Source organism: Bacillus sp. BPN334, assembly GCF_008368885.1.
Taxonomy (GTDB): Bacteria; Bacillota; Bacilli; order Bacillales; family Bacillaceae_G; genus Bacillus_A; species Bacillus_A wiedmannii.
In genome coordinates this window covers 124,679-147,677 of sequence record NZ_QOZW01000007.1, presented here as the reverse complement: position 1 = coordinate 147,677, position 22,999 = coordinate 124,679, and the positions used below count along the sequence as shown (strand labels likewise).

Below are 22,999 nucleotides of genomic sequence, written 5' to 3'. Positions count from 1 at the left end.
TAAAGTTTCTCTTTTTTTTGTCAAAAAGAACCCTAGAACTAAAAACGTTATTCTTTCTTAACAGGCTAGGTGAGAAAGAATAACGTTTTTTTAGATTGAGATTAAAAATATATTATCTTAATTTTATCTTTTTTTAATAATTTATTTATGGGCAATTTATAGTTGCTATTTATAATTCCTATATATAACAGCTATGGATACTACGAAAAAGAACTTTGGAGGTGTAACCAATTAGCTGTAATCAAAATGTAAAACATGAATTGCTCACATAGAATCTTCTTTTGGAAGATAAGTGGTGTAATTCTTTGTTAAATGAAGGGATTGGGAAGCTATGAATAAAACGATTTTAAAAACATGTATCATATCAGCAGTTTTAGGTGGAAGCCTATTGAGTGAAAAAAATGGAGAGGTAAAAGCAGAAGAGGTTCCACCACAAACGAGTCATACTGATGTATTCAAAGATGTTCCAAAGGGGCACTGGGCATATGAGGCGATTCATCAATTAACAGGTGAGAAAATTATTTTTGGCTATGATGATGGAAGATTTGGTTTTGGAGATAACGTAACACGCGAACAAGTTGCAGCATTAATGTATCGTTATTTTAATATGGCAGAAAACAAAAATTATGAGAACCCATATGGGGACGTAAGCGAAGATTCGACAAGCTATATAAAGGAAATTTTATCTTTAACAGAAATGGGCGTTTTTACGGGTGACGAGCATGGGAACTTTAGACCGAAGGCATCCTTAACACGTGCAGAAATGGCACAAGTTCTTACAAATGCTTTTCATTTAAAGGCAAAGAGTGATCATACTTTTAATGATGTTTCAACGAACTCATGGGCAAGAAATGCAATTAGTGCTGTTCAAACAAATAATATTGCAAAAGGAGTAGGAGGAGGGAAATTTGCTCCAAGTATGGATGTGACGCGTGAACAGTACGCACAATTTTTATACAATGCAATACAAGAAACTAAACAAACTCAACAAACGAAAGGGCAACTACTAGCTAGCATACTTGGTGAAACAAATTGGAAAGGGACAAAAGTCTATGACAAAGATCATAATGATGTAACGAAAGAAAATCAAAATTTCATCGGGCTTGCAAAATATGATGCTAAAACTGCAAGGTATGAATTTTTTAATGCAAGTACAGGAGAAAGTCGTAATGATAGCGGTACCTTTTTTATAACGAATGATGGAAAGAAAAGAGTGTTAATTTCTGAAACGAAAAATTATCAGGCAGTTGTTGAATTAACGCAATTAGACAAGGAGAAATTTACATATAAAAGAATGGGGAAAGATGCAAAAGGGAACGATGTAGAAGTATTTGTTGAACATGTTCCTTACCATGAAAAAGAACTTTCTTTCACGCAACCTGATAAAAATTTAGAAAGCTCGACAGGGAAAATAGTTACAGACGTTGATGGAGATGAAATTTTATCTAGTACACTATGGAACGGAACGGTGGTATTAGACGAACAGGGTAATAATGTAACAAAATACAACTCAAACTTAATCAGTCTAGCAAAATATGATAAAAATACAAATAAATATGAGTTTTTTAATGTGAACACAGGGGTAAGTCGTGGGGATTATGGTTTCTTCGATGTTGTACATGGTAATAAAATAAGAGCTCACGCTTCATTAGGAAATAATAAATATGGTGCGGTCCTTGAACTTACAGAGTTAAATAAAGAGAAATTTACGTATACAAGAATCGGGAAAGATGCGAATGGAAAAGATATAAAAATCTTTGTTGAGCACGAACCGTATACAGGCGACCTAAAACCAAATTTCACAAAGTGATCTTTTACTCTAGCAAAGGTATTATGTTGGGGAATGTTGGTAAGGAGAAGCCTCAGTGATTAGGAAGTTATATAGTAGAAGAAAAATAGCTGTTTATAGACAAATAGATGCCTGAAGGCATCTATTTGTCGTTTTAAAATGATTTTACAGGTAAATATAAAATACAAATTCTTTTTTCTCGGATCTAGTAACTCCCTACTTGCACCACCATACATCTTTGTTCTTTTTTATTTATTCTCTTTATGTTCTTTATATTCATGTACTTTCTCTTTTACATTACCAACCGTATCTTTAGCAGTGCCTTTCACTTTATCCCATTTTCCTTCAGCTTGTAATTTCTTATTGTCAGTTACTTTCCCGACAACTTCTTTTACTTCACCTTTTACTTTATCAATGGCACCTTCTACTTTTTCCTTTAAACCATGATCATTCTTAGTCATACATTTCTCCTCCTTGTAGTTTGATTAGAATTCTCTTTTCATATTGCAAGTTGAATGATGTATCTAGTAATAGCGTAACAAATATAGTTTGAATATTCAAATGATTAATAGGATAGAAAAGAAAGTGTCATAAAATGTATAAAATTGTAATGAGAAGAGAAAGAATGTAAATTACATGTCTTTTGCAGTCCATATTGATTTCGTATAAGCAATTTTCATATGGGCACGTTCCATATTATTTTGACTGCTGCTACCGAACCTTGTTTGTCCAACTATTAAGTTACAGTTGGATTCAATAGCCGTCTCTATTCGTTTTTGAATTAATGCAGTATGACAGCCTTTACGCTGAAATTCTGGCAAAGTAGCAGAAGCAGCTAATGATGCAATCCCATTATTTATATACAGGACACCAATACCCGCAGGAGTGTTTTGAACTTCGGCTATGAAAAAATGCCAGCCAGGTTTATTGTAGAGAATTTCGTTATTTTGATGGACGCCATCTTTTGTAAAGGATGGCATGTTAAATCCGCGTACGTATATGTCTGCAAAAATATGAAATTCATTTTCTTTTAGTTCGCGTACTGAAATGTTAGAAGGAAGAAGGGAAGGGTCTTCTCTCGGTATACTATATAAAGCGGTATGGAAGCTGGATTGGTAAAATCCTCTTTGAGATAAGTATTGAAATAATTTGGCTGTACCTTGAGCGGGTGTAATTTCAAAACGACAAGGGATTTGTAGCGATTGATAATAAGAGACGATTTCATCTATCTCATCTGTATTTGTAAATGTAATACCTTTTACCGTATTAAAAGCAGGACCAGCAATTATTTTTGATGAAAAGGCAGTGGCACTCCCGAACTTTTTCATTTGTACTTGCATTGGATTTCCGTTTATTGCTTGTAGTGCCTTTAATCTAGAAGAAAGCATATGTATTTCTGCGCTTTCAATTTCTTGTGCTGTATTGAGCGTCATAATAGTACTCATAAAATTCCTCCGTTAATAAATATATTTCATAGTACATATACGATGTATGTTATGAGATTCCTGTTGAAATGTAAGAGAATAAGAGGTTTTTTGGAAGGAAAATGGAAGTGAACTGTCGAAGGGAGTGGAAACAGATTAAAGGTGGTGCTCTCATGAAACAGAAAGGCGTGCAGACATGCTCTAATTGTGGTTCTCAAAATATAGGAGAAGGTGAGTTTGTCGGATATGCACAAATACGGAAAAAGGAGACGATGTTTACATCTTCACCAGTAGATGCTTATATTTGTACAGATTGCGGGAATATCCTTTTATTAAAAGTACGAAATTATGAAAAGTTTAAGCAGAAGCCGTTATGATTATTGAGAAGTGTTTTTATTAGGGAAATTAATAGGAGTAATATTTTACATATATGTGAGTATGCCTTATATAAAGAGATGACAACATATACTGTGTGGGATGCTTATTAATCGTTGCACAACGTACAAAAATGTATAGAAGAAATTGTGAATCAATATTAGTCCTCTTGAAATATTTTATATCGAAAACTCCTTTAAATGAACAAGGGAGTTTTTTGATTTTGTATAACAATAATTACCTTTAATTGTTATAATTTGTTATTGAGATGGGTTATATAATTAACGCCCCATAATCATGGGGGAAAATAGCTAAATCGTATACAAAACCGCTAAATAACACAATCGCAACCGTAAGTTGACAAAGTGCAACCGCAGGAAGATAGAGATAAGGGCAATGTTTACATACAATTTAGGTAAGAAAACAAAGGGGGACACACATATGGGATTTGGTGAAAAGCTTTTTAAATTAAGAAAGGAAAAGGGTCTTTCTCAAGAAGCGTTAGCTGAAAAATTAAACACAACAAGGCAAGCAGTTAGTAAGTGGGAAAACGGTCAAGGATTTCCTGAAACTGAAAAGTTAATAATGATTGGAAATGTATTTGAAGTATCACTCGACTATTTATTAAAAGAAACTGCTGAGCAAAGTAATGAAAATGTGGAGGGCTATTACGTAAGTCAGGAAATGGCAGAAGGGTATATAGTGTATGGGCAAAAAATTTCTAAATATATTGCGCTAGGATTTAGTTTGCTCATTTTATCTACAATACCGTATTTATTATTTAAAGAAAATGCAACAATTTCGACATTCCTTGTTATTATCATTGCTGTCCTTGGAATTGGAGCAATGATGGTACCTGTAACGATAGAAGAGAGTAGATACAATGTATTGAAAAAAGAAGAACTACTATTTGATCAAAACTTTCTAAAAGAATTGACAAAAAGATATGAAGTAATTAAGAAAAAGTATGCTGCAGTAATGATCGTTGGATTTTGTTTTATAGCAGCAGGAGCGATACCATTTTTATTTGAGAAAAAGCATATCACTTCAGGAGAATTAGTACAGTATTATCCGTACTGTGTTGTACTTATTGCGATTGGAGTCTATCTTTTTGTTCGTGTTGTAGGAGTGTGGGAGATGTATCGGATTTTAGTAGAGAATAAAGAATATAGCAATCGTATTATTTTTAAACTAAAAAAGAAAGTGAGAGATAAAGTGGATAATTTTTAATAGGAGAAAATCTATTTTATTAAAAGCTAAGATAGGAGTGAAATGATGTCAAACATTCTAGAAATTAAAAATTTAAGTAAATCATTTGGAAGCAACGTTGTTTTAAAAGATGTTACATTCAATGTGCCATCAGGGGCAATTATTGGATTCATTGGTGACAATGGGGCAGGTAAATCAACAACATTTAAAACAGTACTAGAATTAATTTCTAAAGATAGCGGTACAGTAAAAATATTTGGTGAAGAGAATATAAATAAAGATGCCAAGAATAAGGGGAAGATTGGAGTCGTATTTGATGCTATGAATCTATCGGCTCATCTTACGATAAAGCAATTAAACAAAGTTTTTAAAAAGATGTTTGAATCTTGGGATCAAGATAATTTTTATCGATTAGTTAATACTTTTTCTTTACCTACTAATGAGAAAGTAGGTAAATTCTCGCGTGGAATGTCAATGAAACTAACTATAGCTGTTGCATTGTCGCATAATGCGAAATTATTAATTCTAGATGAAGCGACAGGAGGTCTTGATCCTTCATCTAGGGAGGAGGTGTTAGAGGAATTAAAAAGTTTTGTGAATAAAAGTAATGGTGGTATATTACTTTCTTCACATATTATGAGTGATGTAGAAAAAATAGCTAGTCACCTTATTGTGATAAAAGATGGAGAAATTTTATTGAATGAAGAAAAGGATAAGGTTTTGGACAATTATGCCATTGTAGATGTTGATGAGGAACAACTAACTTTAATCAACAAAGATATAGTTGTGGTGAAAAGGAATAATGGTTCTTATTTCAATGTACTTGTATCAGATGTGCATAAACTACCAAATGGGATTGCTCATAGAACCATTTCGATAGAAGAAATAAGTATTTTATTAACGAGGAGTGAAAAATAAATGAAAGGTTTATTATTGACAAACTATTATCTAGTGTATCGAACTTTCTTTACGTTCATGGGAATAGCGATATTAGGAGCGGGATTGGTTTTTTATTTTGGTAATGCTTCAATGTACCGTTTAATTGCTACATTCATTATCTTATTTGCTGCGATTCCTGCACTTGAAGTTATTAAATATGAGAGTAAGTCGGGGTATGAAAAATATGTACTTACTTTACCGGTTACTAGAAATGACATTGTGCAAAGTCACTACCTTTTCTATTTTTTAGTTGTAATTATTGGTACTTTATTATCGTATGGCATATTTTATGTACATGGTTTAGTTTCAGATACACCAATTGATGATGGTATATTTAAGAGTGTTTCTTTAGGGACGTTCATCATTCTTAATGCCGGAGCAATAGCTTATCCGCTTCTCTATGTTTTTGGAGCAGAAAAATCTGATGCTATTACAATTGGAGGCGCATGTGGGGGACTTGTTACTTATTTTGGATTACAAAGTGTAATTGGATATCTAATAGAACAATTTCCAATATCAAATTTAAATTCATCTGTATACGTTTCAATTCTATATACAACATTTGGCGTTATCATATATATCTTTTCTTATTTCATTTCGATATTTATATATCGTAAGAAAGAATTTTAATATATTTTCTCTTAGTATTTTCTGAATTATTTCCAAAGAAATAATTCAGAAAATACAGAAAAATGTCGTAATTATTCGTAAAAGTCTGTTATAATAAACGAAAAATGAAAACGCTTTAAAGGGGGATGTAACCAATATGATGATGAATGTACCGCTAACAATTAGTTCTATGATGGAAAGAGCAGAGAAACTGTTTTCGAAGAAAGAAATTGTTTCACGGACACATGATACAGTTACGACGTTAACGTATAAGCAGTTAGGTGAAAGGACGAGAAGACTTTCAAGTGCGTTAAAAAAATTAGGAATTAAAGAAGGCGAGCGTATAGGAACGTTAGCGTGGAATCATCATCGACATGTGGAAGCATATTTTGCTATTCCTGGTATTGCTTCCGTTTTACACACAATTAATATTCGTTTATCTCCTCAACATATTTCATACATTATTCAGCACGCAGAAGATCGAATTCTACTTATAGATGAAGATCTCGTACCACTCGTTGAAAATATTCAATCACAATTATCAACTGTACAAGCCTACATTATTATGACTGATAAAGATGAACTTCCCAATACTACGCTAGAACCTGTATATCATTATGAAAAACTATTAGAAGAAGGCGATCCGAATTTCCAATTTGTAAAAGATATTGATGAAAATACACCTGCTGGTATGTGTTATACGTCAGCGACTACAGGAAATCCAAAAGGTGTTGTATATACGCATCGTAGTACTGTACTGCATTGTATGGCACTCGGTTTAGCGGATACAGCTGCTTTATCGGAAAGTGATGCGGCGATGGCAATTGTACCGATGTTCCATGTGAACGCTTGGGGGCTTCCTTTTGCAGCTACTTGGTTTGGAACTAAACAAGTTCTGCCCGGACCAATGTTTACTCCAAAAATTTTATTAGAGATGATTCAAGCTGAAAAAGTAACGATAGCAGCAGGTGTGCCGACAATTTGGCTCGGCGTATTACAAGAATTAGAAAATAATAGTTACGATTTATCTAGTATAACGAGAATATTATGCGGTGGTGCTGCTGCACCGAAAAGCGTTATTAAAGCATTTGAACAAAAATATAATGTTCCTTTCGTACATGCATATGGTATGACTGAAACAAGCCCACTCGTAACACTTGCACGTTTAAAAAGTTATGAAACAGAATTATCATATGAAGAGCAATTAGAAATCCGCTCAAAACAAGGATATCTTGTCCCTGGTGTAGAGATGAAAGTAGTCGGTACAAACAGTGAAGTGAAGTGGGATGGTACTGAGATGGGAGAGTTATGTTTACGAGCACCTTGGATCGCTGAAAGTTATTATAACGATGAACGTACTGTCGAAGGTTTTCGTGATGGTTGGTTATATACAGGAGATGTCGTTACGGTTGACGAGGAAGGCTGCGTGAAAATTGTTGACCGTACGAAAGATGTTATTAAAAGCGGAGGTGAGTGGATTTCTTCAGTTGACCTTGAAAATGCATTAATGGCACATGATGCTATATTTGAAGCAGCTGTCGTTGCCGTTCCTCATCCGCAGTGGCAAGAGCGACCAATTGCCTGCGTCGTTCAAAAGAAAAATAGTACAGTAACAAAAGAAGAAATATATGAGTTTTTAAAACCACAGTTTGCGAAGTGGTGGTTACCAGACGATATTGTATTTATGGAAGAAATACCGAAAACATCTGTTGGGAAGTTTTTAAAACAGGCGCTTCGGAAAGAACTTGAGCATATGCATAAAGAGAAATAATTGAAAAAATATTTGTAAACCTATATTTAAAATAAGTTGACAAAGACTAAATAGAAAGATAATATAACTCCTATAATATGTTATCTAAAAATCATTTTAAGTTTACAAATAGGAGAAGCAAATATGAATACAAAAAACCTAGTTTTCGTCGCTTTATTTAGTTCTATTATGGGAGTGTTAGGGTTAATACCTCCAATTGCTCTTGCTATTACACCAGTTCCGATTACATTACAATCACTCGGTGTTATGCTTGCTGGTGGATTGTTAGGATCACGTCTTGGTGCGTTAAGTCAGCTTATTTTCTTACTTATAGTTGGAGTTGGAGCACCATTACTTGCTGGTGGACGCGGTGGTCCAGGCGTATTTGTTGGGCCAAGTGCAGGATATTTACTTGGTTATATCGTTGGAGCGTTTGTCATTGGTTATTTAATTGAGCGTTTACGTGAAGTCTCTATAATAAAGGTATTATGTATTAATATAATTGGTGGTATTTTCGTAGTTTATGTATTTGGTATCATTGTACAAGCTTTCTTTATGGATGTTTCTATATGGCAGACGATGAAAGTAAGTGCCGTATTTTTACCAGGTGATTGCATAAAAGCGATTATAGCAGCAATTCTTGTAACGAAATTACATCGTTCATTGAAACATATTATTACGCCTGCTCTCAAGAGTGGGAAATATACAAATGCGGGATAAGAAAGAGAAGAAACACGTTCATTGCGTGTTTCTTTTTATTATTTTGTAAAGAAAGGACGTCTCAAATGGGGATTACAAAAGAATATAAAAAGTATGCCTCTTTACAAACAAATAAAATAGCAATAAAGGAAAATGATCGAGTATTAACATTTAAAGAATGGTTTGAGTCAGTATGTAAAGTAGCAAACTGGTTGAATGAAAAAGAATCGCAGAATAAAACGATAGCAATTGTATTAGAAAATAGTATGGAGTTTTTACAACTATTTGCTGGTGCTGCTATGGCCGGATGGGTTTGTGTGCCGTTAGATATAAAGTGGAAAGAGGATGAGCTCAAAGAAAGAATTGCGATCAGTAACCCGGCTATGATTGTGACAGAGCGATATAAGGTAAATGATCTACCGGATGAAGAAGGAAGAGTAATTGAAATTGATGAGTGGAAAAGAATGATAGAGAACTATCTTCCTACATATAATCCTGTAGAAAGTGTACAAAATGCTCCGTTTTATATGGGATTTACATCAGGATCGACTGGAAAGGCAAAAGCATTTTTACGTGCACAACAATCGTGGGTTCATAGTTTTGATTGCAATATACATGACTTCCATATGAAAAAAGAAGATTCTATTTTAATAGCTGGGACGCTCGTTCATTCTCTTTTTTTATACGGTGCAATAAGTGCATTATATGTAGGGCAAACGGTGCATATTATGAAAAAGTTTATTCCAGATCAAGTGCTGGATAAGTTAGAAACGGAACACGTTTCGGTCATGTATACAGTTCCGACAATGCTAGAATCTTTATATAAAGAAAATAGAGTAATAGAAAATGGAATGAAAATTATTTCGTCAGGAGCGAAATGGGAAGCTGAAGCGAAAGAAAAAATAAAGAGTATATTTCCTTATGCGCAAAAATATGAATTTTACGGTGCATCGGAACTAAGTTTTGTAACAGCACTAGTTGATGAAGAGAGTGATAGAAGGCCAAATTCAGTAGGAAAACCTTGTCACAATGTGCAAGTTCGAATATGTAACGAAGCAGGAGAAGAAGTACAGAAAGGCGAGATAGGAACTGTTTATGTGAAAAGTGATCAGTTTTTTATGGGCTACATATTGGATAAGGTTTTAGTTCCAGAGTTGACTGCGGATGGCTGGATGACAGTGCGAGATGTAGGTTATGAAGATGAAGAAGGCTTTATATATATAGTAGGTAGAGAGAAGAATATGATTTTATTTGGAGGAATTAATATTTTCCCAGAAGAAATAGAAAGTGTATTACATGAACATACAGCTGTTGATGAAATAGTTGTAGTTGGCGTGAAAGATAGTTATTGGGGTGAAAAACCTGTCGCCATCGTAAAAGGAAGTGCTACGAAGCAACAATTAAAAAGTTTTTGCTTACAACGATTGTCCTCGTTTAAAATACCGAAAGAATGGCATTTTGTAGATGAAATACCGTATACAAATAGCGGGAAAATCGCTCGTATTGCAGCAAAAAATATGATTGAAAACCTGGAGAAAATATATGAATAGAGCGGTTATTGTAGAAGCAAAAAGGACACCTATTGGTAAGAAGAATGGGATGTTGAAAGATTATGAAGTTCAGCAATTAGTAACGCCGCTTCTTACGTTTTTAAGTAAAGGAATTGAGAGAGAAATAGACGATGTCATATTAGGGAATATTGTGGGGCCGGGAGGGAATGTTGCGAGATTATCTGCTTTAGAAGCAGGACTTGGCTATCATATTCCTGGTGTAACGATTGACCGGCAATGTGGTGCCGGATTGGAAGCGATTCGTACTGCATGTCATTTCATTCAAGGTGGCGCAGGTAATTGTTATATTGCAGGAGGAGTAGAGAGTACAAGTACATCACCTTTTCAAAATAGAGCGCGATTTTCACCAGAAACAATTGGTGATCCTAATATGGGAGTGGCGGCTGAATATGTTGCAGAGCGTTATAATATAACGCGAGAAATGCAAGACGAGTATGCTTGCCTTAGTTATAAACGGGCACTGCAAGCATTAGAGAATGGATATTTACAAGATGAGATACTTTCGTTTAATGGATCTTTTGACGAAGCTATAAAACGAGAAATGAATTATGAAAGAATGATTAAAAGAACAAAGCCCGCATTTTTACAAAATGGTACAGTAACGGCAGGTAATTCGTGCGGTGTAAATGATGGAGCATGTGCCGTTCTTGTAATGAAAGAGGGGCAAGCACGAAAATTAGGATACAAGCCTGTTCTTCGTTTCGTTCATAGTGCTGTAGTGGGAGTAAATCCAAATCTTCCGGGAACTGGTCCGATATTTGCGGTAAACAAATTATTAAACGAAATGAATGTAAAAGTAGAGGACATCGATTATTTTGAAATAAATGAAGCGTTCGCTTCAAAAGTTGTTGCTTGTGCAAAGACGTTACAAATTCCGTATGAAAAATTAAATGTCAATGGTGGAGCAATTGCGCTCGGTCATCCGTACGGTGCATCTGGTGCTATGCTCGTAACACGATTGTTTTATCAGGCACAAAGGGAGTATATGAAATATGGAATTGCGACGTTAGGAATTGGTGGTGGAATAGGGTTAGCGCTATTATTTGAAAAAGTAGAAGACTAGAAAAGAACTAGTTTTCTACTTTTGAGGAACATAAGCATTGCTACCAGGTTTTGCTTTTATTTCATTCCAAGCAGCGATAGCATCAGTTTTTGATTTCCCTTTGTTATTTGGATCTTCGAAAAAGTCGCGAGTAAAGCGATTGTATTCAAACTGTGCGCTGATAGTTGTTTTATAAATAGGATCTTTTTTTCGTTCGTTTTCTTCATACCAAAACGTTATCGCGTCTTCATATGTTTTTCCGACATTCTCTTTAAAAAATTTTTGGAGAGCTACTGTAAAGTGGAAGTTTGCTCCGATTTTTTCTTTGAAAAAAGCACGAACATCTTCGCTACAGCGGTGATTGTTAGTAATAATCGTTTGAAGAGAAAGTTCTTTATAAGAGAGAGAAGCTTTACTCACCTTTTGACCAGAGCTGTTTTTTAATATTTTACCAGTAGTTAAATAATGTGAGATACGCTCAGTTATTTCAATCTTAGAGCCACTAGCTGGCAAACCATGCTCACGGCAAAACGTTTGGAGTTCTGCTTTTAACCAATAATAGTTTTGGAAATCTTCAAGTGATATAGGTTTTGTTAAGGGTGGACGCATAGATGTAACAACTTCTTTCTTCCATAATTTTCTTTAATTATAAAACGTATGTTCTTTTTGTGGAAGGATTAATTTGTAAATATAATGGGAAGAGGGGATTACATATGGAAAATGTAATGCAAGTTCGTGTTACGGGAATTTTAATTGAAGATGAAAAAGTATTGCTAGTAAAGCAAAAAGTTGCTAGTCGCAATTGGTCTTTACCTGGGGGAAGGGTAGAGAATGGTGAAACGTTAGAAGAAGCGATGAGTCGAGAAATGAGAGAAGAAACAGGGTTAGAAGTTAAAATTAAGAAGCTACTCTATGTTTGTGATAAACCGGATGCTAGCCCATCTTTATTGCATATTACGTTTCTGCTTGAAAAGATTGAAGGTGAAATTACGCTACCTTCTAACGAGTTTGATCATAATCCGATTCATGATGTGCAAATGGTACCGATTAAAGATTTAAGTCAATATGGTTTTTCGGAAACTTTTATCACTCTTATAAGTGAAGGTTTTGCAAGTGCAGGGAGTTATCAAGGCTTGAAACAAAATATAGGCCTGTAAATATAGTTGAAGGATAGCAGTTAGCTATCCTTCATAAACATGTTTTACACTGCTGACTGTATAGAAGAAATAAGTTGATTTAAAAACTCGTCCCCAGTCATAAGCGCTTTCCCGCCGCCGCGCGCACTCTTTTTATTTCCGCCACCTTTTCCTTCAATTGCAGGAAGAGAATCTTTTAAAAGTGCGTTCATATCAAGTGTGACTGTTTTTCCGCAAGCGAGGATGCATTGTAGTTTGTCATCATTTTCGATAACGAAATATGTAATGGCATGCTCTTGTTGTTCTGTAATACTAGCAGAAAGCTTTGCGATTTCTTGCATAGAACGATTTGTAAATACTTTAGAAATAAGTATGCCAGCGTGTATTTTTAAAGGCTGTTGAAGTAGTTCATTTGCCTCTGCAAATAATAATTTTTCATTCATTGTTTGTATTGCTTTTTCATTTTCTTTTTGAGAAGTAAGAAGTTGTGCTACTTTTGCTGGGATATCACTCTCGCTACTGTTTAATTGTTTAGAAACATCTTTCATAATTTGTTGTTGTTTGCCCATTAAATTTAGTGTGCGCCAACCAGCGATAAATGTTAATCGTATGCCACCTTTATTGCGCTCCCACCCTAGTACTTGAATAGGACCTACTTCACCTGTACGTTTCGGATGCGTTCCGCCACAGCCGTTGTAGTCGAAGTTCTCAATTATAACAACACGTATATTTTCTGTTATAGTCGGTTCTTTACGAAGGGGGAATGTTTTCGCTTTTTCTAAGTTCATCCACTCGATATGGATTTGATGGTTTTCGAAAACAATTTTGTTGGCAATGTTTATTGCTTTTTCAACCGTTTCTGTATGAAGATTTTCTATTTCTAAATCAATTGTTACCGTTTCTTTACCAAGGTGGAATCCAATCGTAGGTATGTTAAAATGGTCCCAAAAAGCAGCAGATAAAATGTGCTGAGCCGCATGTTGCTGCATATGATCAAAACGGCGCTCCCAATTGATTTTACCTTCTACTTCTTCTGTATGTAATTTTTCTACAATGAAGTGACGAATTTCCCCATGGATCTCTTCTACATTGATTACATCGATATCATTTAATGTGCCAGTATCATGCGGTTGTCCGCCACCTGTCGGATAAAATGCGGTCTCGTTTAAAACGACGTATAAGTTACCGTCTTTATCATAATCTTGCTTTATAATTTTTGTAGTAAAGTCTTGCTTATAAGCGTCAGTGTAATATAATTTTTGCTCCAATTTTCTTTCCCCTTTCGCGTTCACTAGTTTCATTGTAAAGCAATTGAAATTAGTTTCCTAATATTTCAGAAGAAAGAAACTATTTTTAGAATTTTCTTGCTATAATAAGAAAAAGAAAATGCGGGGGTGGAATGAATATGTTATATGAAAACGGCGTAGATAAACTTCTTAGTTTAAGCAAAAATATTTCTGAATTGTATCGAGAATTAAATGAAATGACCCGGATTTTAACGGATTGTAATCGAGAAAGTGTGAAGTTTGATCGGTTATATGTAAAAGAGTTACTGTGGAAGAAAGAAGATGTAATAGAGAAATATGACCAGCTACTTGTGCAACTTTGTATAAATGAATGCTTTGATTTAAAAAGTGTCATTACAGGGGAATATAAGTATACATATGAAGAAGTAGAAAATATCGTTTTACAATTTAATGAGAAGTATAATGTCACAATTTTAATTAAAGATGTTTGTAAAGAATTACAGTTTACATATGGCATAGATATGGATATAACGAGAACAGCTCGAGTATCAACAGCTCAAGTATAAAAAGGGAAGAGAAAGCAGATCCTTTGCTTTCTTTTTTTATGTAAGAACGGGGAGAGTAGGTTTAGTGATGAAGGGGAAGTTACAAAATATTCATCCGTTAGGAATGACAATTATAATAGGGACTTTATTTGCGAGGTTCGCCACGTCAATGAGCATTCCTTTTTTAGCAATTTATTTAACGACTGTTAAAGGTGTATCAGCTGGAATGACGGGTGCTATTATCGGAACGAGTGCACTTGTTGGAGTGTTTGCTAGTTTTATTGGAGGGAATTTATCGGATCGATTCGGTCGAAACATGATTATAATATGGTCCATGATTGTTTGGGTGTTTGTATTTATAGGCTTTTCGTTTGCAAATCATGTTTTAAGTTTCTTTTTATTAAATGCTCTGAATGGATTATGTCGGTCTTTTTTTGAACCGACTTCAAGAGCATTATTATCAGATTTAACGAAACCAGAGTATCGTTTACTCGTATATAATTTGCGTTACGGTGCAATCAATGTTGGAGTGGCGATTGGTCCTCTTGTCGGATTACAGATTGGAAGCGCAAAATCAACAATTCCTTTTTTAGTAGCAGCTGGAGTATATATTCTATATACAGCTATATTAGCGTTCCAATTTAAGAAGTATCCAATTGAAAAAAAGAAAGTAAATACAAAAAAGCCTGTCACAATGTTGAATGCAGTTCGTATATTGCGAAAGGATGTCGTATTTTTAGTTGCATTAGTTGGTATTATTTTGAGTAATTGTGGTTTTTCTCACTTAACGACAACAGTATCTCAATATTTTGCAAATGCGCATATATTTCAGGATGGAGTGACATTGTTTTCGTATATGTTAGCTTTAAATGCGATTGTTGTAGTCGTAATTCAATACCCTGTTATTCAAATATGTAAAAAGTATACACCGTTAGTATCTATTATGGTGGGAACCTTATTTGTGAGCGGAGGATTGTTTGGGTTTGGAATAGTAGAATCTACGCTAGGTGCTGCCGTCTGCACAATTATTTTTACAATTGGAGAAGTTCTCATGTTTTCAATGACGGATGTGTTTATAGATGATATAGCTGTTTCGCATTTAAAAGGAACATATTTTGGAGCGATGGGATTCTCAGGAATTGGAGCAGTAATTGGTCCATGGCTTGGGGGCGTACTTCTCGATTATTACGGATATCAAAATGGGTTTGTAGTATTTTCAGCATTAGCTATATTTTCAACTGTAGCATTTCCTGTACTTTTAGTTACAAAAGGTTTATTGAAAAAAAAGCATGATAGAAATTGTAATTTAGAATTACATGCGAAATAAAATAAGCCCCAGCAGATGACTGGGGCTTATTTTTGTATTTATCCCGCTATTAACGGGCAGTAAAACTCCCATTGGTTAAAGCTTTACTTTATTTTACTTCTCAATTTGAAAAAGAACTTTTTCTTCATGTTTATTAGCAACTTCGTTTTTGGAAATATGAATGGCTAAATATCCATTCTCTAAGCAGGCTAGCATCTTCTTATAAATAATAGTAGCGGGTAAAGGAATGATCCGCTGTAAAGAACTATTATTATGAAGTATGCAAATGTTTAGGCCTGTCTCCATCTTTTTAATGACTACATTTTGTTCGGATACATTTAACACATCTGTTTCCAAAATGTATTCTTGTTCAGTTTCGCAAAGGTCGATATGAATTTGATTTGGGAAACTAAAGTTACTACAAGAATCAGAACAAAATTGATCCATCCATTCTTCGAAACCATCAACATGAAAAAGACAATCCTTCTTTTTCTTGCCCATGTAAGACACCCTCCGTAAAATCTCAATTCATACTATGTTATGCATGAATGAAGTAGGGGTGAAGAATAAATGTAAAAATATAAACATTGTATGTGATAAAGGTAGCTAGTGTGAGCCTTTTGTTTTACATATCATGATGTGCATGATTTTTTTGGCGTGAATGGTTACGGTTTTTTACTTTATGAGATCCGCTTAATGGTTCAGGTTGTCCTTTTTTTTCTTTCGCTTCACGATTGTTTTTTCCCATTGTATGTGACACCTCCTCTTTCTCTTTAGAATGAGAGAAGTTTGCAAATTTATACGAGAATGTTTTTAGAAAAAAAGGTAAAGATAAATGGGACCAACTATTATGGAAAGGGGATTATATAATGCCATATCATAAAGATAAACAACAAGCTTTTCAAGCAGCGCAGCAAGGGGTTACACAAGCAGAACATGCATTTAACAACATTGTAAAAAATGATTCAAACTACGGTCATGATTTAAAAGAGTTACGCCAAGAGGTTCAGGAGGCGTATGAACAGATTCAAAATGCGTTAGAAGTAGCTTCGGAAACACAACGCCCACAACTTGAGCAATACGAAAATAATCTCCAAAACATTATTCGAAATGTAGATCAATTAGAAAAGTAAATGAGGTTGTTGTGTATTCGACAACCTTATTACTTCAATGAACATTATGCGAAAACAGAAAATTTTTCTATTCGTTTTTTATTTATTATGCGCAGTACATATATTTCAAGTTGAAAAAGTGGAAGCGAAAATGTTGCTCAGAAAAGAGCTGGAACCAACTGGCTATGTGACATGGGAAGTACCTAATAATGAAAAGGTTATTGCCATTACATTTGATGATGGACCAGATCCGACTTATACAACACAAGTTTTACATTTATTACGTCAATATAAAGCAGAAGCGACTTTTTTTATGATTGGATTTCGAGTGCAGCGTAATCCATATTTAGTGAAACAAGTGTTAAAAGAGGGACATGAAATTGGAAATCATACGATGAACCATTTGTATGCGAGTAATTCATCAGATGAAAAATTAGAAAATGATATTTTAGATGGAAAGAAATATTTTAAAAAATGGGTGAAAGAACCTTTACTATTCCGTCCTCCTGGCGGATATATTAACGATGCTGTATTTAAAACCGCGAAAGAAGCGGGTTATCAAACGGTTCTATGGTCGTGGCATCAAGACCCGCGTGATTGGGCAAATCCAGGGGTTGAATCCATTGTAAATCATGTAGTGAAACATGCTAAAAGTGGAGATATCGTATTGTTACATGATGGAGGAAATGATCGTAGTCAAACAGTAGCAGCATTAGCAAAAATTTTACCTGAGCTGAAAAAGCAAGGCTATCGATTTGTAACGGTTTCGGAATTACTACGTTATAAACATTAGAAAGAATCCCAAAAGGAAAATGGACCTTTTGGGATTTTTCGTTACTGGTTCTTTTTACGTTTTTTATTATTTTGTCGCTCTGCTGGAGTTAAAGGCTCGTTTGCAAATTCTTCATTGTAACCAGTTGCTTGTCCTTGTGCAGATGCAGCATTCATTCCTGAAATAGTATGATTTGCTTTTCTTTTACCCATTTTATTTCACCTCTATAACTTTTTTGTATGTTGAATGATGAGCAGTTCATAGTATGTATGAACTGTAAGTAAAGCACTAATAGAGCACTTTACTTTATGGTAATAGTATTCATAAGGAGCGTGAACACTATTCAAATTTAGAAACATAAAGAAAACTTATGATAATCTATAAGTTTCTTATTATTTACTTATTTAGAAAGTTGTAATAAGATATTATCGTAAGGTATTGAAAAGTTTGTCTACATTTTATATTCAGACAACTTAGTCACGTTTAACAGGGGGGAAACATAATGGTCAAACATAATCCATTTCAATCACGTGCAACTTTTGAAGTAGATGAAAAAACGTATCATTATTATGATTTGAAAGCGCTTGAAAACGCAGGGGTTGGCAACGTATCTCAATTACCATATTCCGTGAAAGTTTTACTTGAATCCGTACTTCGTCAAGTAGACGGACGTGTAATTACAGAAGAACATGTTACAAATTTAGCGAAATGGGGAACGAAAGATGTGCAAGATATCGATGTTCCATTTAAACCATCTCGTGTAATTTTACAAGATTTCACTGGTGTTCCAGCCGTTGTAGATTTGGCTTCGCTTCGTAAAGCAATGGCAGATATGGGCGGGGATCCTGATAAAATTAATCCAGAAATTACTGTAGACCTTGTAATTGACCACTCTGTACAGGTTGATAGAGCGGGTACGGCAGACGCGCTTGCATTCAACATGGACTTAGAGTTTAAACGCAATGAAGAACGTTATAAATTTTTAAGCTGGGCACAAAAATCATTTGATAACTATCGCGCAGTGCCACCAGCTACAGGTATTGTACACCAAGTAAACCTTGAATATTTAGCACCAGTTGTTCATGCTGTGAAAAATGCTGAAGGTGATTTAGTTGCATACCCAGATTCATTAGTTGGAACAGACTCACATACAACAATGATTAACGGTATCGGCGTTCTTGGATGGGGCGTTGGTGGTATTGAAGCAGAAGCAGGAATGCTTGGACAGCCTTCATACTTCCCATTACCTGAAGTAATTGGTGTGAAATTAACTGGTACACTTCCAAGTGGTACTACAGCAACTGATGTTGCATTAAAAGTAACACAAGTATTACGTCAAAAAGGTGTAGTTGGTAAATTCGTTGAGTTCTTCGGTAATGGACTAAAGAGCATGCCTTTAGCTGACCGTGCAACAATTTCAAACATGGCACCAGAATACGGTGCAACTTGTGGATTCTTCCCAATTGACGATATTTCATTAGAATACTTACGTTTAACAGGTAGAGATGAAGAGCAAATTCGCATTGTTGAAGAATACTGTAAAGCAAATGGTTTATTCTATACAGCAGACAGCAAAGATCCAATTTACACTGATCTTGTTGAAATTGATTTAAATACAATCGAATCTAACCTTTCTGGACCGAAACGCCCACAAGATTTAATTCCACTTTCAGATATGAAAGATGCGTTCCATAAAGCTGTTTTAGCACCAGTTGGAACACAAGGACTTGGATTTAATGAGCAAGAGTTCGATAAAGAAGTGAAGGTTACATTAGAAGATAAAGAAGTAACGATGAAGACAGGTGCAATTGCAATCGCTGCAATTACAAGCTGTACAAATACATCAAACCCATACGTATTAATTGGGGCAGGTCTAGTTGCGAAGAAAGCAATTGAAAAAGGGCTTGTAGTACCTGAGTACGTAAAAACATCATTAGCACCAGGATCTAAAGTTGTTACTGAGTACTTAGATAAATCAGGTTTAACAACATATTTAGATCAATTAGGTTTCCAAACAGTTGGTTACGGTTGTACGACTTGTATCGGTAACTCTGGTCCGTTAGCAGAGGAATTAGAAGAAGCAATCGCAGCAAACGATTTATTAGTAACATCTGTTTTATCTGGTAACCGTAACTTTGAAGGTCGTATTCATCCACTTGTAAAAGCAAACTACTTAGCATCACCACCACTTGTTGTGGCATATGCACTTGCAGGTACTGTTGATATTGACCTGAAAAATGATGCAATCGGTAAAGATGCAAATGGCAATGCTGTTTACTTCAACGACATTTGGCCATCAGCTAAAGAAATTGAAGATGTAGTTCAAAGCGTTGTTACATCTGAACTGTTCAAGAAAGAATATGCACAAGTATTTAACAGCAATGAGCGTTGGAATGAAATCCAAACTTCAAACGAAGCTTTATATACTTGGGATAATGATTCAACTTATATTCAAAACCCACCGTTCTTTGAAGGATTATCTAAAGAACCAGGTGAAGTTGAAACATTATCAGATTTACGCATAGTTGGTAAATTTGGAGATTCTGTAACGACAGACCATATTTCACCAGCAGGTTCAATTGGTAAGCATACACCAGCTGGACGCTACTTATTAGAAAACGGCGTACAACCAGTTGACTTTAACTCTTACGGTTCTCGTCGTGGTAACCACGAAGTTATGATGCGTGGTACATTCGCGAACATCCGTATTAAAAACCAAATCGCACCAGGAACAGAAGGCGGATACACAACATATTGGCCAACTGGTGAAGTAACATCAATCTATGAAGCTGCTATGAAATATAAAGAAGATGGCACAGGTCTTCTAGTTGTTGCTGGTAAAGATTACGGTATGGGAAGTTCTCGTGACTGGGCTGCGAAAGGTACAAACTTATTAGGTATTAAAGCAGTAATCGCAGAAAGCTTCGAGCGTATTCACCGTAGTAACCTAGTATTAATGGGCGTATTACCACTTCAATTTAAAGATGGCGAAAGCGCTGAAACATTAGGCCTTGTTGGTAACGAGTCATTTGAAATTCAAATTGACAAAACAGTTAGACCACGCGATCTTGTAAAAGTAGTTGCAACTGATGCAGATGGCAACGAAAAACAATTTGAAGTAGTAGCTCGTTTCGATAGTGAAGTAGAAATTGACTACTACCGTCACGGTGGTATTCTACAAATGGTTCTTCGTGAGAAAATTGAAGAGTCAAAAGTGTCGAACTAAATAATTGAAATGAACGATAAGGAAGCTAACAACTGTTAGCTTCCTTATTTTATGGAAAGGGATGAAACCAATTGGTTTCATCCCTTTCTTTTTACTATAAAAATGGAGGGAACATCATGAAAGAATATAAAAGAATATTGTTACCGTTACAGAAAGAAAAATTATTAGTAATAGCTGCTATATGTAGTGGGATTTTTGCAGCTATTTTAAATTTATCCCGTCCACTATTCATGGGGCTAATTGTAGATAACCTTATTCAATGAGAGCTAAAGGGAGTGTATCTTTACATTACTTTGTTTGCAGCTAGCCGCTTGTTGATGTGGGTGAACAATCTTTCATTTGATTATATAAGCTCCAAAGCAAGTCAACGAATATTGCGAAGGAAGCGTATAGATGTAATGCGTCATTTTCTCGTATTACCGTTTGAAGAGAGTGAGCAGATTAAGGGAGGAGAGTTAGAGACGTTAGTTGTGTCTGATATTCCAAACTGGGTCAGATTATATGGTTCTATATTAATAGAATATATACACGCCATTGCGCAATTTATAGGTGCGTTTATAGCACTAAAACATATAGATATAAAGTTCATATTGTGGGTAACTCCGTTTTTATTTTTAAGTGCAACGGTTCCAATGTTGATGGGGAAAAAGGTAAGAAATATTGCAAGCATTGCTCAAAAAAATCAATCAAGTGTTGTAGTGATGGTGTCACAGTTTGTAAAAGGAGCACAAGATTTACGGAGTTTACAAAAAGAAAAATGGGCCATTCGATTATTTAAAGGAGTAACGGCACAGTCTTATAAATCGGAAGTAAAGAAGACGATGATGCAACACTGCATTGGAGTAGTTGGAACAGTGATTGAAACAGGAGCATATATCGTTGTTCTCATTATGGGCGCGCAGAAAATAATGAAGGGAGAAATGGAAGTTGGTTCACTTGTTGCAGTGTTAGCCACAATTGAAATGCTCTTTTTTCCAGTCCGTTACGTTGGCGATTTATTAATGATGACACAAGTTGCAGTCGCTTCGGCAAATAGAATTTTTTCCTTTTTAGATAAACGAGTGGCAGATAGTAAGGTAGAAAGAGGGATGGGGATGACAGTAACAAATGTTTCATTTCAGGAGAATGATGAAGAGAAATGCAGAATTCATAATATTGATTTGCAAATTAATCCAGGTGAATTCGTTATTATTGTAGGAGAAAGTGGCGCAGGAAAAACAACGCTTTTAAAATTAATGACAGGGTTGTATAAACCATCTAATGGTAACATTGTTTATTATGGTGATGAGGCTCGTATGACTACAGTGTGGCAAGAACCTCGTTTCTTTCGGACGACAGTAAAAGAGAATATGTATTTCGAGGAAAAGTGTTTAGAAAACCAGTTAGAAAAAAATATTGAGCTTGTAAATGTGAAGCCGATAATTAGAGGTTTATCGGAAGGGGTTCAAACTGTACTACATAAAAGCGGTGAAGAGTTTTCGGGAGGGGAAAGAAAACGTCTTGCATTATTACGTGCCATTGTTTCAAATCCGAATCTTATTATTTTAGATGAACCAACTGCGGGATTAGATCCGAGCAACCAAGAAACTATTTGGAATATGATAGAAGGATTAGGAAGAGAGGTCACGAGAATTGTGGCAACACATGATGTAGAGAAAGCGATACTAGCAGATCGTGTTGTCATAATGAAAGAAGGACGTATTGTTGCATGTGGAAGTCCTAAAAAATTAATAAATAGTCATTCGTTTTGCAAGTGATGTGAATAAAGATAAGAGTACTGCTCTTATCTTTATTCAGCATCATTTATTTGATACTCGATAGATTCTGAATGATTCAGATCAACGTTAAAGGTAGTGGTCGTAAGGAAAGTGGCAATTCCAAGAATTAAGAAAAGGACGAATGAGACTAGAGAGACGTAGAGACAAATACGCCCTACTTTCTTTTTTTCAAGGTCTTTACTAAAGAGTGAAATGATCCATGTAATAATACCGACTGGGTATAAAAGAAAACTAAGAATATATAATGTTGTTTTTTCGAATGAATTCATAAAAAATCCCCCTTTTGTTGTAGGTTTATAACTACGAGAGTAAAAAGGTGAATGGGTCCATAAGAAGATAAGCAACACTTCATTTGTTTTTCTAATTATATGATAAAAAGGAAAAAATTTCACTTAAAATAAGAACATTCTAATTATTTCGACTGTGAATATTTCCAAGCTCGTCCGTATAAGCTAAAATAAGGTATATAG

General features: G+C 35.0%; 23 protein-coding genes and 2 pseudogenes. 17 read left to right on the top strand and 8 right to left on the bottom strand.

Features of this window, described 5'->3' with window-relative positions; genetic code table 11:
* Positions 1-331 precede the first annotated feature (331 nt).
* On the top strand, positions 332-1,810 hold the full coding sequence (locus tag DN393_RS11535) for a DUF4822 domain-containing protein (protein WP_064476997.1): 1,479 nt from the start codon (positions 332-334) through the stop codon (positions 1,808-1,810).
* A gap of 227 nt (positions 1,811-2,037) precedes the next feature.
* Here DN393_RS11535 and DN393_RS11530 read toward each other — a convergent pair whose 3' ends face one another.
* Together DN393_RS11530 and DN393_RS11525 are read right to left on the bottom strand one after the other, a co-directional pair.
* A complete protein-coding gene (locus DN393_RS11530; RefSeq protein WP_016077378.1) occupies positions 2,038-2,250 on the bottom strand; it encodes a CsbD family protein in 213 nt (70 codons plus the stop codon).
* Between the two features lie 171 nt (positions 2,251-2,421).
* Positions 2,422-3,234 (bottom strand): GNAT family N-acetyltransferase, encoded by an 813-nt coding sequence (locus DN393_RS11525; RefSeq protein WP_064476996.1) that lies wholly within the window; start codon positions 3,232-3,234, stop codon positions 2,422-2,424.
* Between the two features lie 152 nt (positions 3,235-3,386).
* Between DN393_RS11525 and DN393_RS11520 the strand changes: the two genes are divergently transcribed.
* The 9 genes and pseudogenes from DN393_RS11520 (at position 3,387) to DN393_RS11485 (ending at position 11,428) form a co-directional block, all read left to right on the top strand.
* Positions 3,387-3,590 (top strand): hypothetical protein, encoded by a 204-nt coding sequence (locus DN393_RS11520; RefSeq protein ID WP_064476995.1) that lies wholly within the window; start codon positions 3,387-3,389, stop codon positions 3,588-3,590.
* Between the two features lie 3 nt (positions 3,591-3,593).
* Positions 3,594-3,698, top strand: a pseudogene (locus DN393_RS32395) (GNAT family N-acetyltransferase); the annotation flags it as partial.
* A gap of 331 nt (positions 3,699-4,029) precedes the next feature.
* Complete coding sequence (locus DN393_RS11515) at positions 4,030-4,818, top strand: helix-turn-helix domain-containing protein (protein ID WP_064476994.1); 789 nt, start codon at positions 4,030-4,032, stop codon at positions 4,816-4,818.
* Between the two features lie 45 nt (positions 4,819-4,863).
* Positions 4,864-5,715 carry an ABC transporter ATP-binding protein gene (locus DN393_RS11510; RefSeq protein ID WP_149173511.1) on the top strand — a complete coding sequence of 284 codons (852 nt, stop codon included), beginning with the start codon at positions 4,864-4,866 and terminating at the stop codon, positions 5,713-5,715.
* Positions 5,716-6,366, top strand: coding sequence for an ABC-2 transporter permease (locus DN393_RS11505; protein WP_064476992.1), 651 nt, complete (start codon positions 5,716-5,718; stop codon positions 6,364-6,366).
* 136 nt (positions 6,367-6,502) lie between these two features.
* Positions 6,503-8,116, top strand: a complete 1,614-nt coding sequence (locus tag DN393_RS11500) for a long-chain fatty acid--CoA ligase (RefSeq protein WP_149173510.1) — start codon at positions 6,503-6,505, stop codon at positions 8,114-8,116.
* A 123-nt stretch (positions 8,117-8,239) separates the two neighbouring features.
* Positions 8,240-8,815 carry a biotin transporter BioY gene (locus DN393_RS11495; protein ID WP_001093321.1) on the top strand — a complete coding sequence of 192 codons (576 nt, stop codon included), beginning with the start codon at positions 8,240-8,242 and terminating at the stop codon, positions 8,813-8,815.
* 65 nt (positions 8,816-8,880) lie between these two features.
* Positions 8,881-10,344, top strand: a complete 1,464-nt coding sequence (locus DN393_RS11490) for an acyl-CoA synthetase (RefSeq protein ID WP_149173509.1) — start codon at positions 8,881-8,883, stop codon at positions 10,342-10,344.
* On the top strand, positions 10,337-11,428 hold the full coding sequence (locus DN393_RS11485; RefSeq protein ID WP_064476989.1) for an acetyl-CoA C-acyltransferase: 1,092 nt from the start codon (positions 10,337-10,339) through the stop codon (positions 11,426-11,428). The genes DN393_RS11490 and DN393_RS11485 overlap by 8 nt, the downstream gene beginning before the upstream one ends.
* A gap of 15 nt (positions 11,429-11,443) precedes the next feature.
* Here the strand turns inward: DN393_RS11485 and DN393_RS11480 are convergent, their stop codons facing one another.
* Positions 11,444-12,016: a DUF6434 domain-containing protein gene (locus DN393_RS11480; RefSeq protein WP_149173508.1), complete on the bottom strand. Its 573-nt coding sequence runs from the start codon at positions 12,014-12,016 to the stop codon at positions 11,444-11,446.
* A gap of 104 nt (positions 12,017-12,120) precedes the next feature.
* On the opposite strand from DN393_RS11480, the gene DN393_RS11475 reads away from it, so the two are divergent.
* Positions 12,121-12,564 (top strand): NUDIX hydrolase, encoded by a 444-nt coding sequence (locus tag DN393_RS11475; RefSeq protein WP_064476987.1) that lies wholly within the window; start codon positions 12,121-12,123, stop codon positions 12,562-12,564.
* Between the two features lie 44 nt (positions 12,565-12,608).
* On the opposite strand, the gene DN393_RS11470 is transcribed toward DN393_RS11475, so the two are convergent.
* Positions 12,609-13,811: an alanyl-tRNA editing protein gene (locus DN393_RS11470; protein ID WP_148666413.1), complete on the bottom strand. Its 1,203-nt coding sequence runs from the start codon at positions 13,809-13,811 to the stop codon at positions 12,609-12,611.
* 137 nt (positions 13,812-13,948) lie between these two features.
* On the opposite strand from DN393_RS11470, the gene DN393_RS11465 reads away from it, so the two are divergent.
* Together DN393_RS11465 and DN393_RS11460 are read left to right on the top strand one after the other, a co-directional pair.
* Positions 13,949-14,356 (top strand): hypothetical protein, encoded by a 408-nt coding sequence (locus DN393_RS11465; RefSeq protein WP_064476985.1) that lies wholly within the window; start codon positions 13,949-13,951, stop codon positions 14,354-14,356.
* A gap of 67 nt (positions 14,357-14,423) precedes the next feature.
* Entirely contained in the window at positions 14,424-15,662 is a 1,239-nt protein-coding gene (locus DN393_RS11460) for an MDR family MFS transporter (protein WP_064477046.1), read from the top strand.
* A gap of 93 nt (positions 15,663-15,755) precedes the next feature.
* On the opposite strand, the gene DN393_RS11455 is transcribed toward DN393_RS11460, so the two are convergent.
* Both DN393_RS11455 and DN393_RS11450 read right to left on the bottom strand, forming a co-directional pair.
* The gene (locus DN393_RS11455) at positions 15,756-16,142 is read right to left on the bottom strand and encodes an Hsp20/alpha crystallin family protein (RefSeq protein ID WP_142313059.1); all 387 of its coding nucleotides are present in this window, start codon (positions 16,140-16,142) and stop codon (positions 15,756-15,758) included.
* A 124-nt stretch (positions 16,143-16,266) separates the two neighbouring features.
* Positions 16,267-16,389, bottom strand: a complete 123-nt coding sequence (locus DN393_RS11450; protein ID WP_000517650.1) for a small acid-soluble spore protein P — start codon at positions 16,387-16,389, stop codon at positions 16,267-16,269.
* Between the two features lie 121 nt (positions 16,390-16,510).
* Between DN393_RS11450 and DN393_RS11445 the strand changes: the two genes are divergently transcribed.
* Both DN393_RS11445 and pdaB read left to right on the top strand, forming a co-directional pair.
* Positions 16,511-16,774, top strand: a complete 264-nt coding sequence (locus DN393_RS11445; protein WP_149173507.1) for a hypothetical protein — start codon at positions 16,511-16,513, stop codon at positions 16,772-16,774.
* A gap of 46 nt (positions 16,775-16,820) precedes the next feature.
* Positions 16,821-17,546: a polysaccharide deacetylase family sporulation protein PdaB gene (gene pdaB / locus DN393_RS11440; protein WP_149173506.1), complete on the top strand. Its 726-nt coding sequence runs from the start codon at positions 16,821-16,823 to the stop codon at positions 17,544-17,546.
* Between the two features lie 41 nt (positions 17,547-17,587).
* Here the strand turns inward: pdaB and sspO are convergent, their stop codons facing one another.
* On the bottom strand, positions 17,588-17,737 hold the full coding sequence (gene sspO, locus DN393_RS11435) for a small acid-soluble spore protein O (protein ID WP_000518050.1): 150 nt from the start codon (positions 17,735-17,737) through the stop codon (positions 17,588-17,590).
* A gap of 290 nt (positions 17,738-18,027) precedes the next feature.
* On the opposite strand from sspO, the gene acnA reads away from it, so the two are divergent.
* Together acnA and DN393_RS11425 are read left to right on the top strand one after the other, a co-directional pair.
* Positions 18,028-20,751, top strand: a complete 2,724-nt coding sequence (gene acnA / locus DN393_RS11430) for an aconitate hydratase AcnA (RefSeq protein WP_149173505.1) — start codon at positions 18,028-18,030, stop codon at positions 20,749-20,751.
* A gap of 116 nt (positions 20,752-20,867) precedes the next feature.
* Positions 20,868-22,508 (top strand): annotated as a pseudogene (locus tag DN393_RS11425) (ABC transporter ATP-binding protein).
* A gap of 32 nt (positions 22,509-22,540) precedes the next feature.
* Here the strand turns inward: DN393_RS11425 and DN393_RS11420 are convergent.
* Positions 22,541-22,798 (bottom strand): hypothetical protein, encoded by a 258-nt coding sequence (locus DN393_RS11420; RefSeq protein WP_064476981.1) that lies wholly within the window; start codon positions 22,796-22,798, stop codon positions 22,541-22,543.
* Between the last annotated feature and the right edge of the window lie 201 nt (positions 22,799-22,999).

Bases quoted from the DNA above. Each gene is read 5' to 3' on its own strand.
- DN393_RS11515 (WP_064476994.1), top strand. From the start codon at position 4,030: ATGGGATTTGGTGAAAAGCTTTTTAAATTAAGAAAGGAAAAGGGTCTT.
- DN393_RS11480 (WP_149173508.1), bottom strand. From the start codon at position 12,016: ATGCGTCCACCCTTAACAAAACCTATATCACTTGAAGATTTCCAAAAC.
- acnA (WP_149173505.1), top strand. From the start codon at position 18,028: ATGGTCAAACATAATCCATTTCAATCACGTGCAACTTTTGAAGTAGAT.
- DN393_RS11475 (WP_064476987.1), top strand. From the start codon at position 12,121: ATGGAAAATGTAATGCAAGTTCGTGTTACGGGAATTTTAATTGAAGAT.
- DN393_RS11460 (WP_064477046.1), top strand. From the start codon at position 14,424: ATGAAGGGGAAGTTACAAAATATTCATCCGTTAGGAATGACAATTATA.
- DN393_RS11505 (WP_064476992.1), top strand. From the start codon at position 5,716: ATGAAAGGTTTATTATTGACAAACTATTATCTAGTGTATCGAACTTTC.
- DN393_RS11525 (WP_064476996.1), bottom strand. From the start codon at position 3,234: ATGAGTACTATTATGACGCTCAATACAGCACAAGAAATTGAAAGCGCA.
- DN393_RS11420 (WP_064476981.1), bottom strand. From the start codon at position 22,798: ATGAATTCATTCGAAAAAACAACATTATATATTCTTAGTTTTCTTTTA.
- DN393_RS11465 (WP_064476985.1), top strand. From the start codon at position 13,949: ATGTTATATGAAAACGGCGTAGATAAACTTCTTAGTTTAAGCAAAAAT.
- DN393_RS11450 (WP_000517650.1), bottom strand. From the start codon at position 16,389: ATGGGAAAAAACAATCGTGAAGCGAAAGAAAAAAAAGGACAACCTGAA.
- DN393_RS11500 (WP_149173510.1), top strand. From the start codon at position 6,503: ATGATGATGAATGTACCGCTAACAATTAGTTCTATGATGGAAAGAGCA.
- DN393_RS11490 (WP_149173509.1), top strand. From the start codon at position 8,881: ATGGGGATTACAAAAGAATATAAAAAGTATGCCTCTTTACAAACAAAT.
- DN393_RS11495 (WP_001093321.1), top strand. From the start codon at position 8,240: ATGAATACAAAAAACCTAGTTTTCGTCGCTTTATTTAGTTCTATTATG.
- DN393_RS11530 (WP_016077378.1), bottom strand. From the start codon at position 2,250: ATGACTAAGAATGATCATGGTTTAAAGGAAAAAGTAGAAGGTGCCATT.
- DN393_RS11455 (WP_142313059.1), bottom strand. From the start codon at position 16,142: ATGGGCAAGAAAAAGAAGGATTGTCTTTTTCATGTTGATGGTTTCGAA.
- DN393_RS11510 (WP_149173511.1), top strand. From the start codon at position 4,864: ATGTCAAACATTCTAGAAATTAAAAATTTAAGTAAATCATTTGGAAGC.
- DN393_RS11485 (WP_064476989.1), top strand. From the start codon at position 10,337: ATGAATAGAGCGGTTATTGTAGAAGCAAAAAGGACACCTATTGGTAAG.
- DN393_RS11520 (WP_064476995.1), top strand. From the start codon at position 3,387: ATGAAACAGAAAGGCGTGCAGACATGCTCTAATTGTGGTTCTCAAAAT.
- DN393_RS11535 (WP_064476997.1), top strand. From the start codon at position 332: ATGAATAAAACGATTTTAAAAACATGTATCATATCAGCAGTTTTAGGT.
- pdaB (WP_149173506.1), top strand. From the start codon at position 16,821: ATGCGAAAACAGAAAATTTTTCTATTCGTTTTTTATTTATTATGCGCA.
- DN393_RS11445 (WP_149173507.1), top strand. From the start codon at position 16,511: ATGCCATATCATAAAGATAAACAACAAGCTTTTCAAGCAGCGCAGCAA.
- sspO (WP_000518050.1), bottom strand. From the start codon at position 17,737: ATGGGTAAAAGAAAAGCAAATCATACTATTTCAGGAATGAATGCTGCA.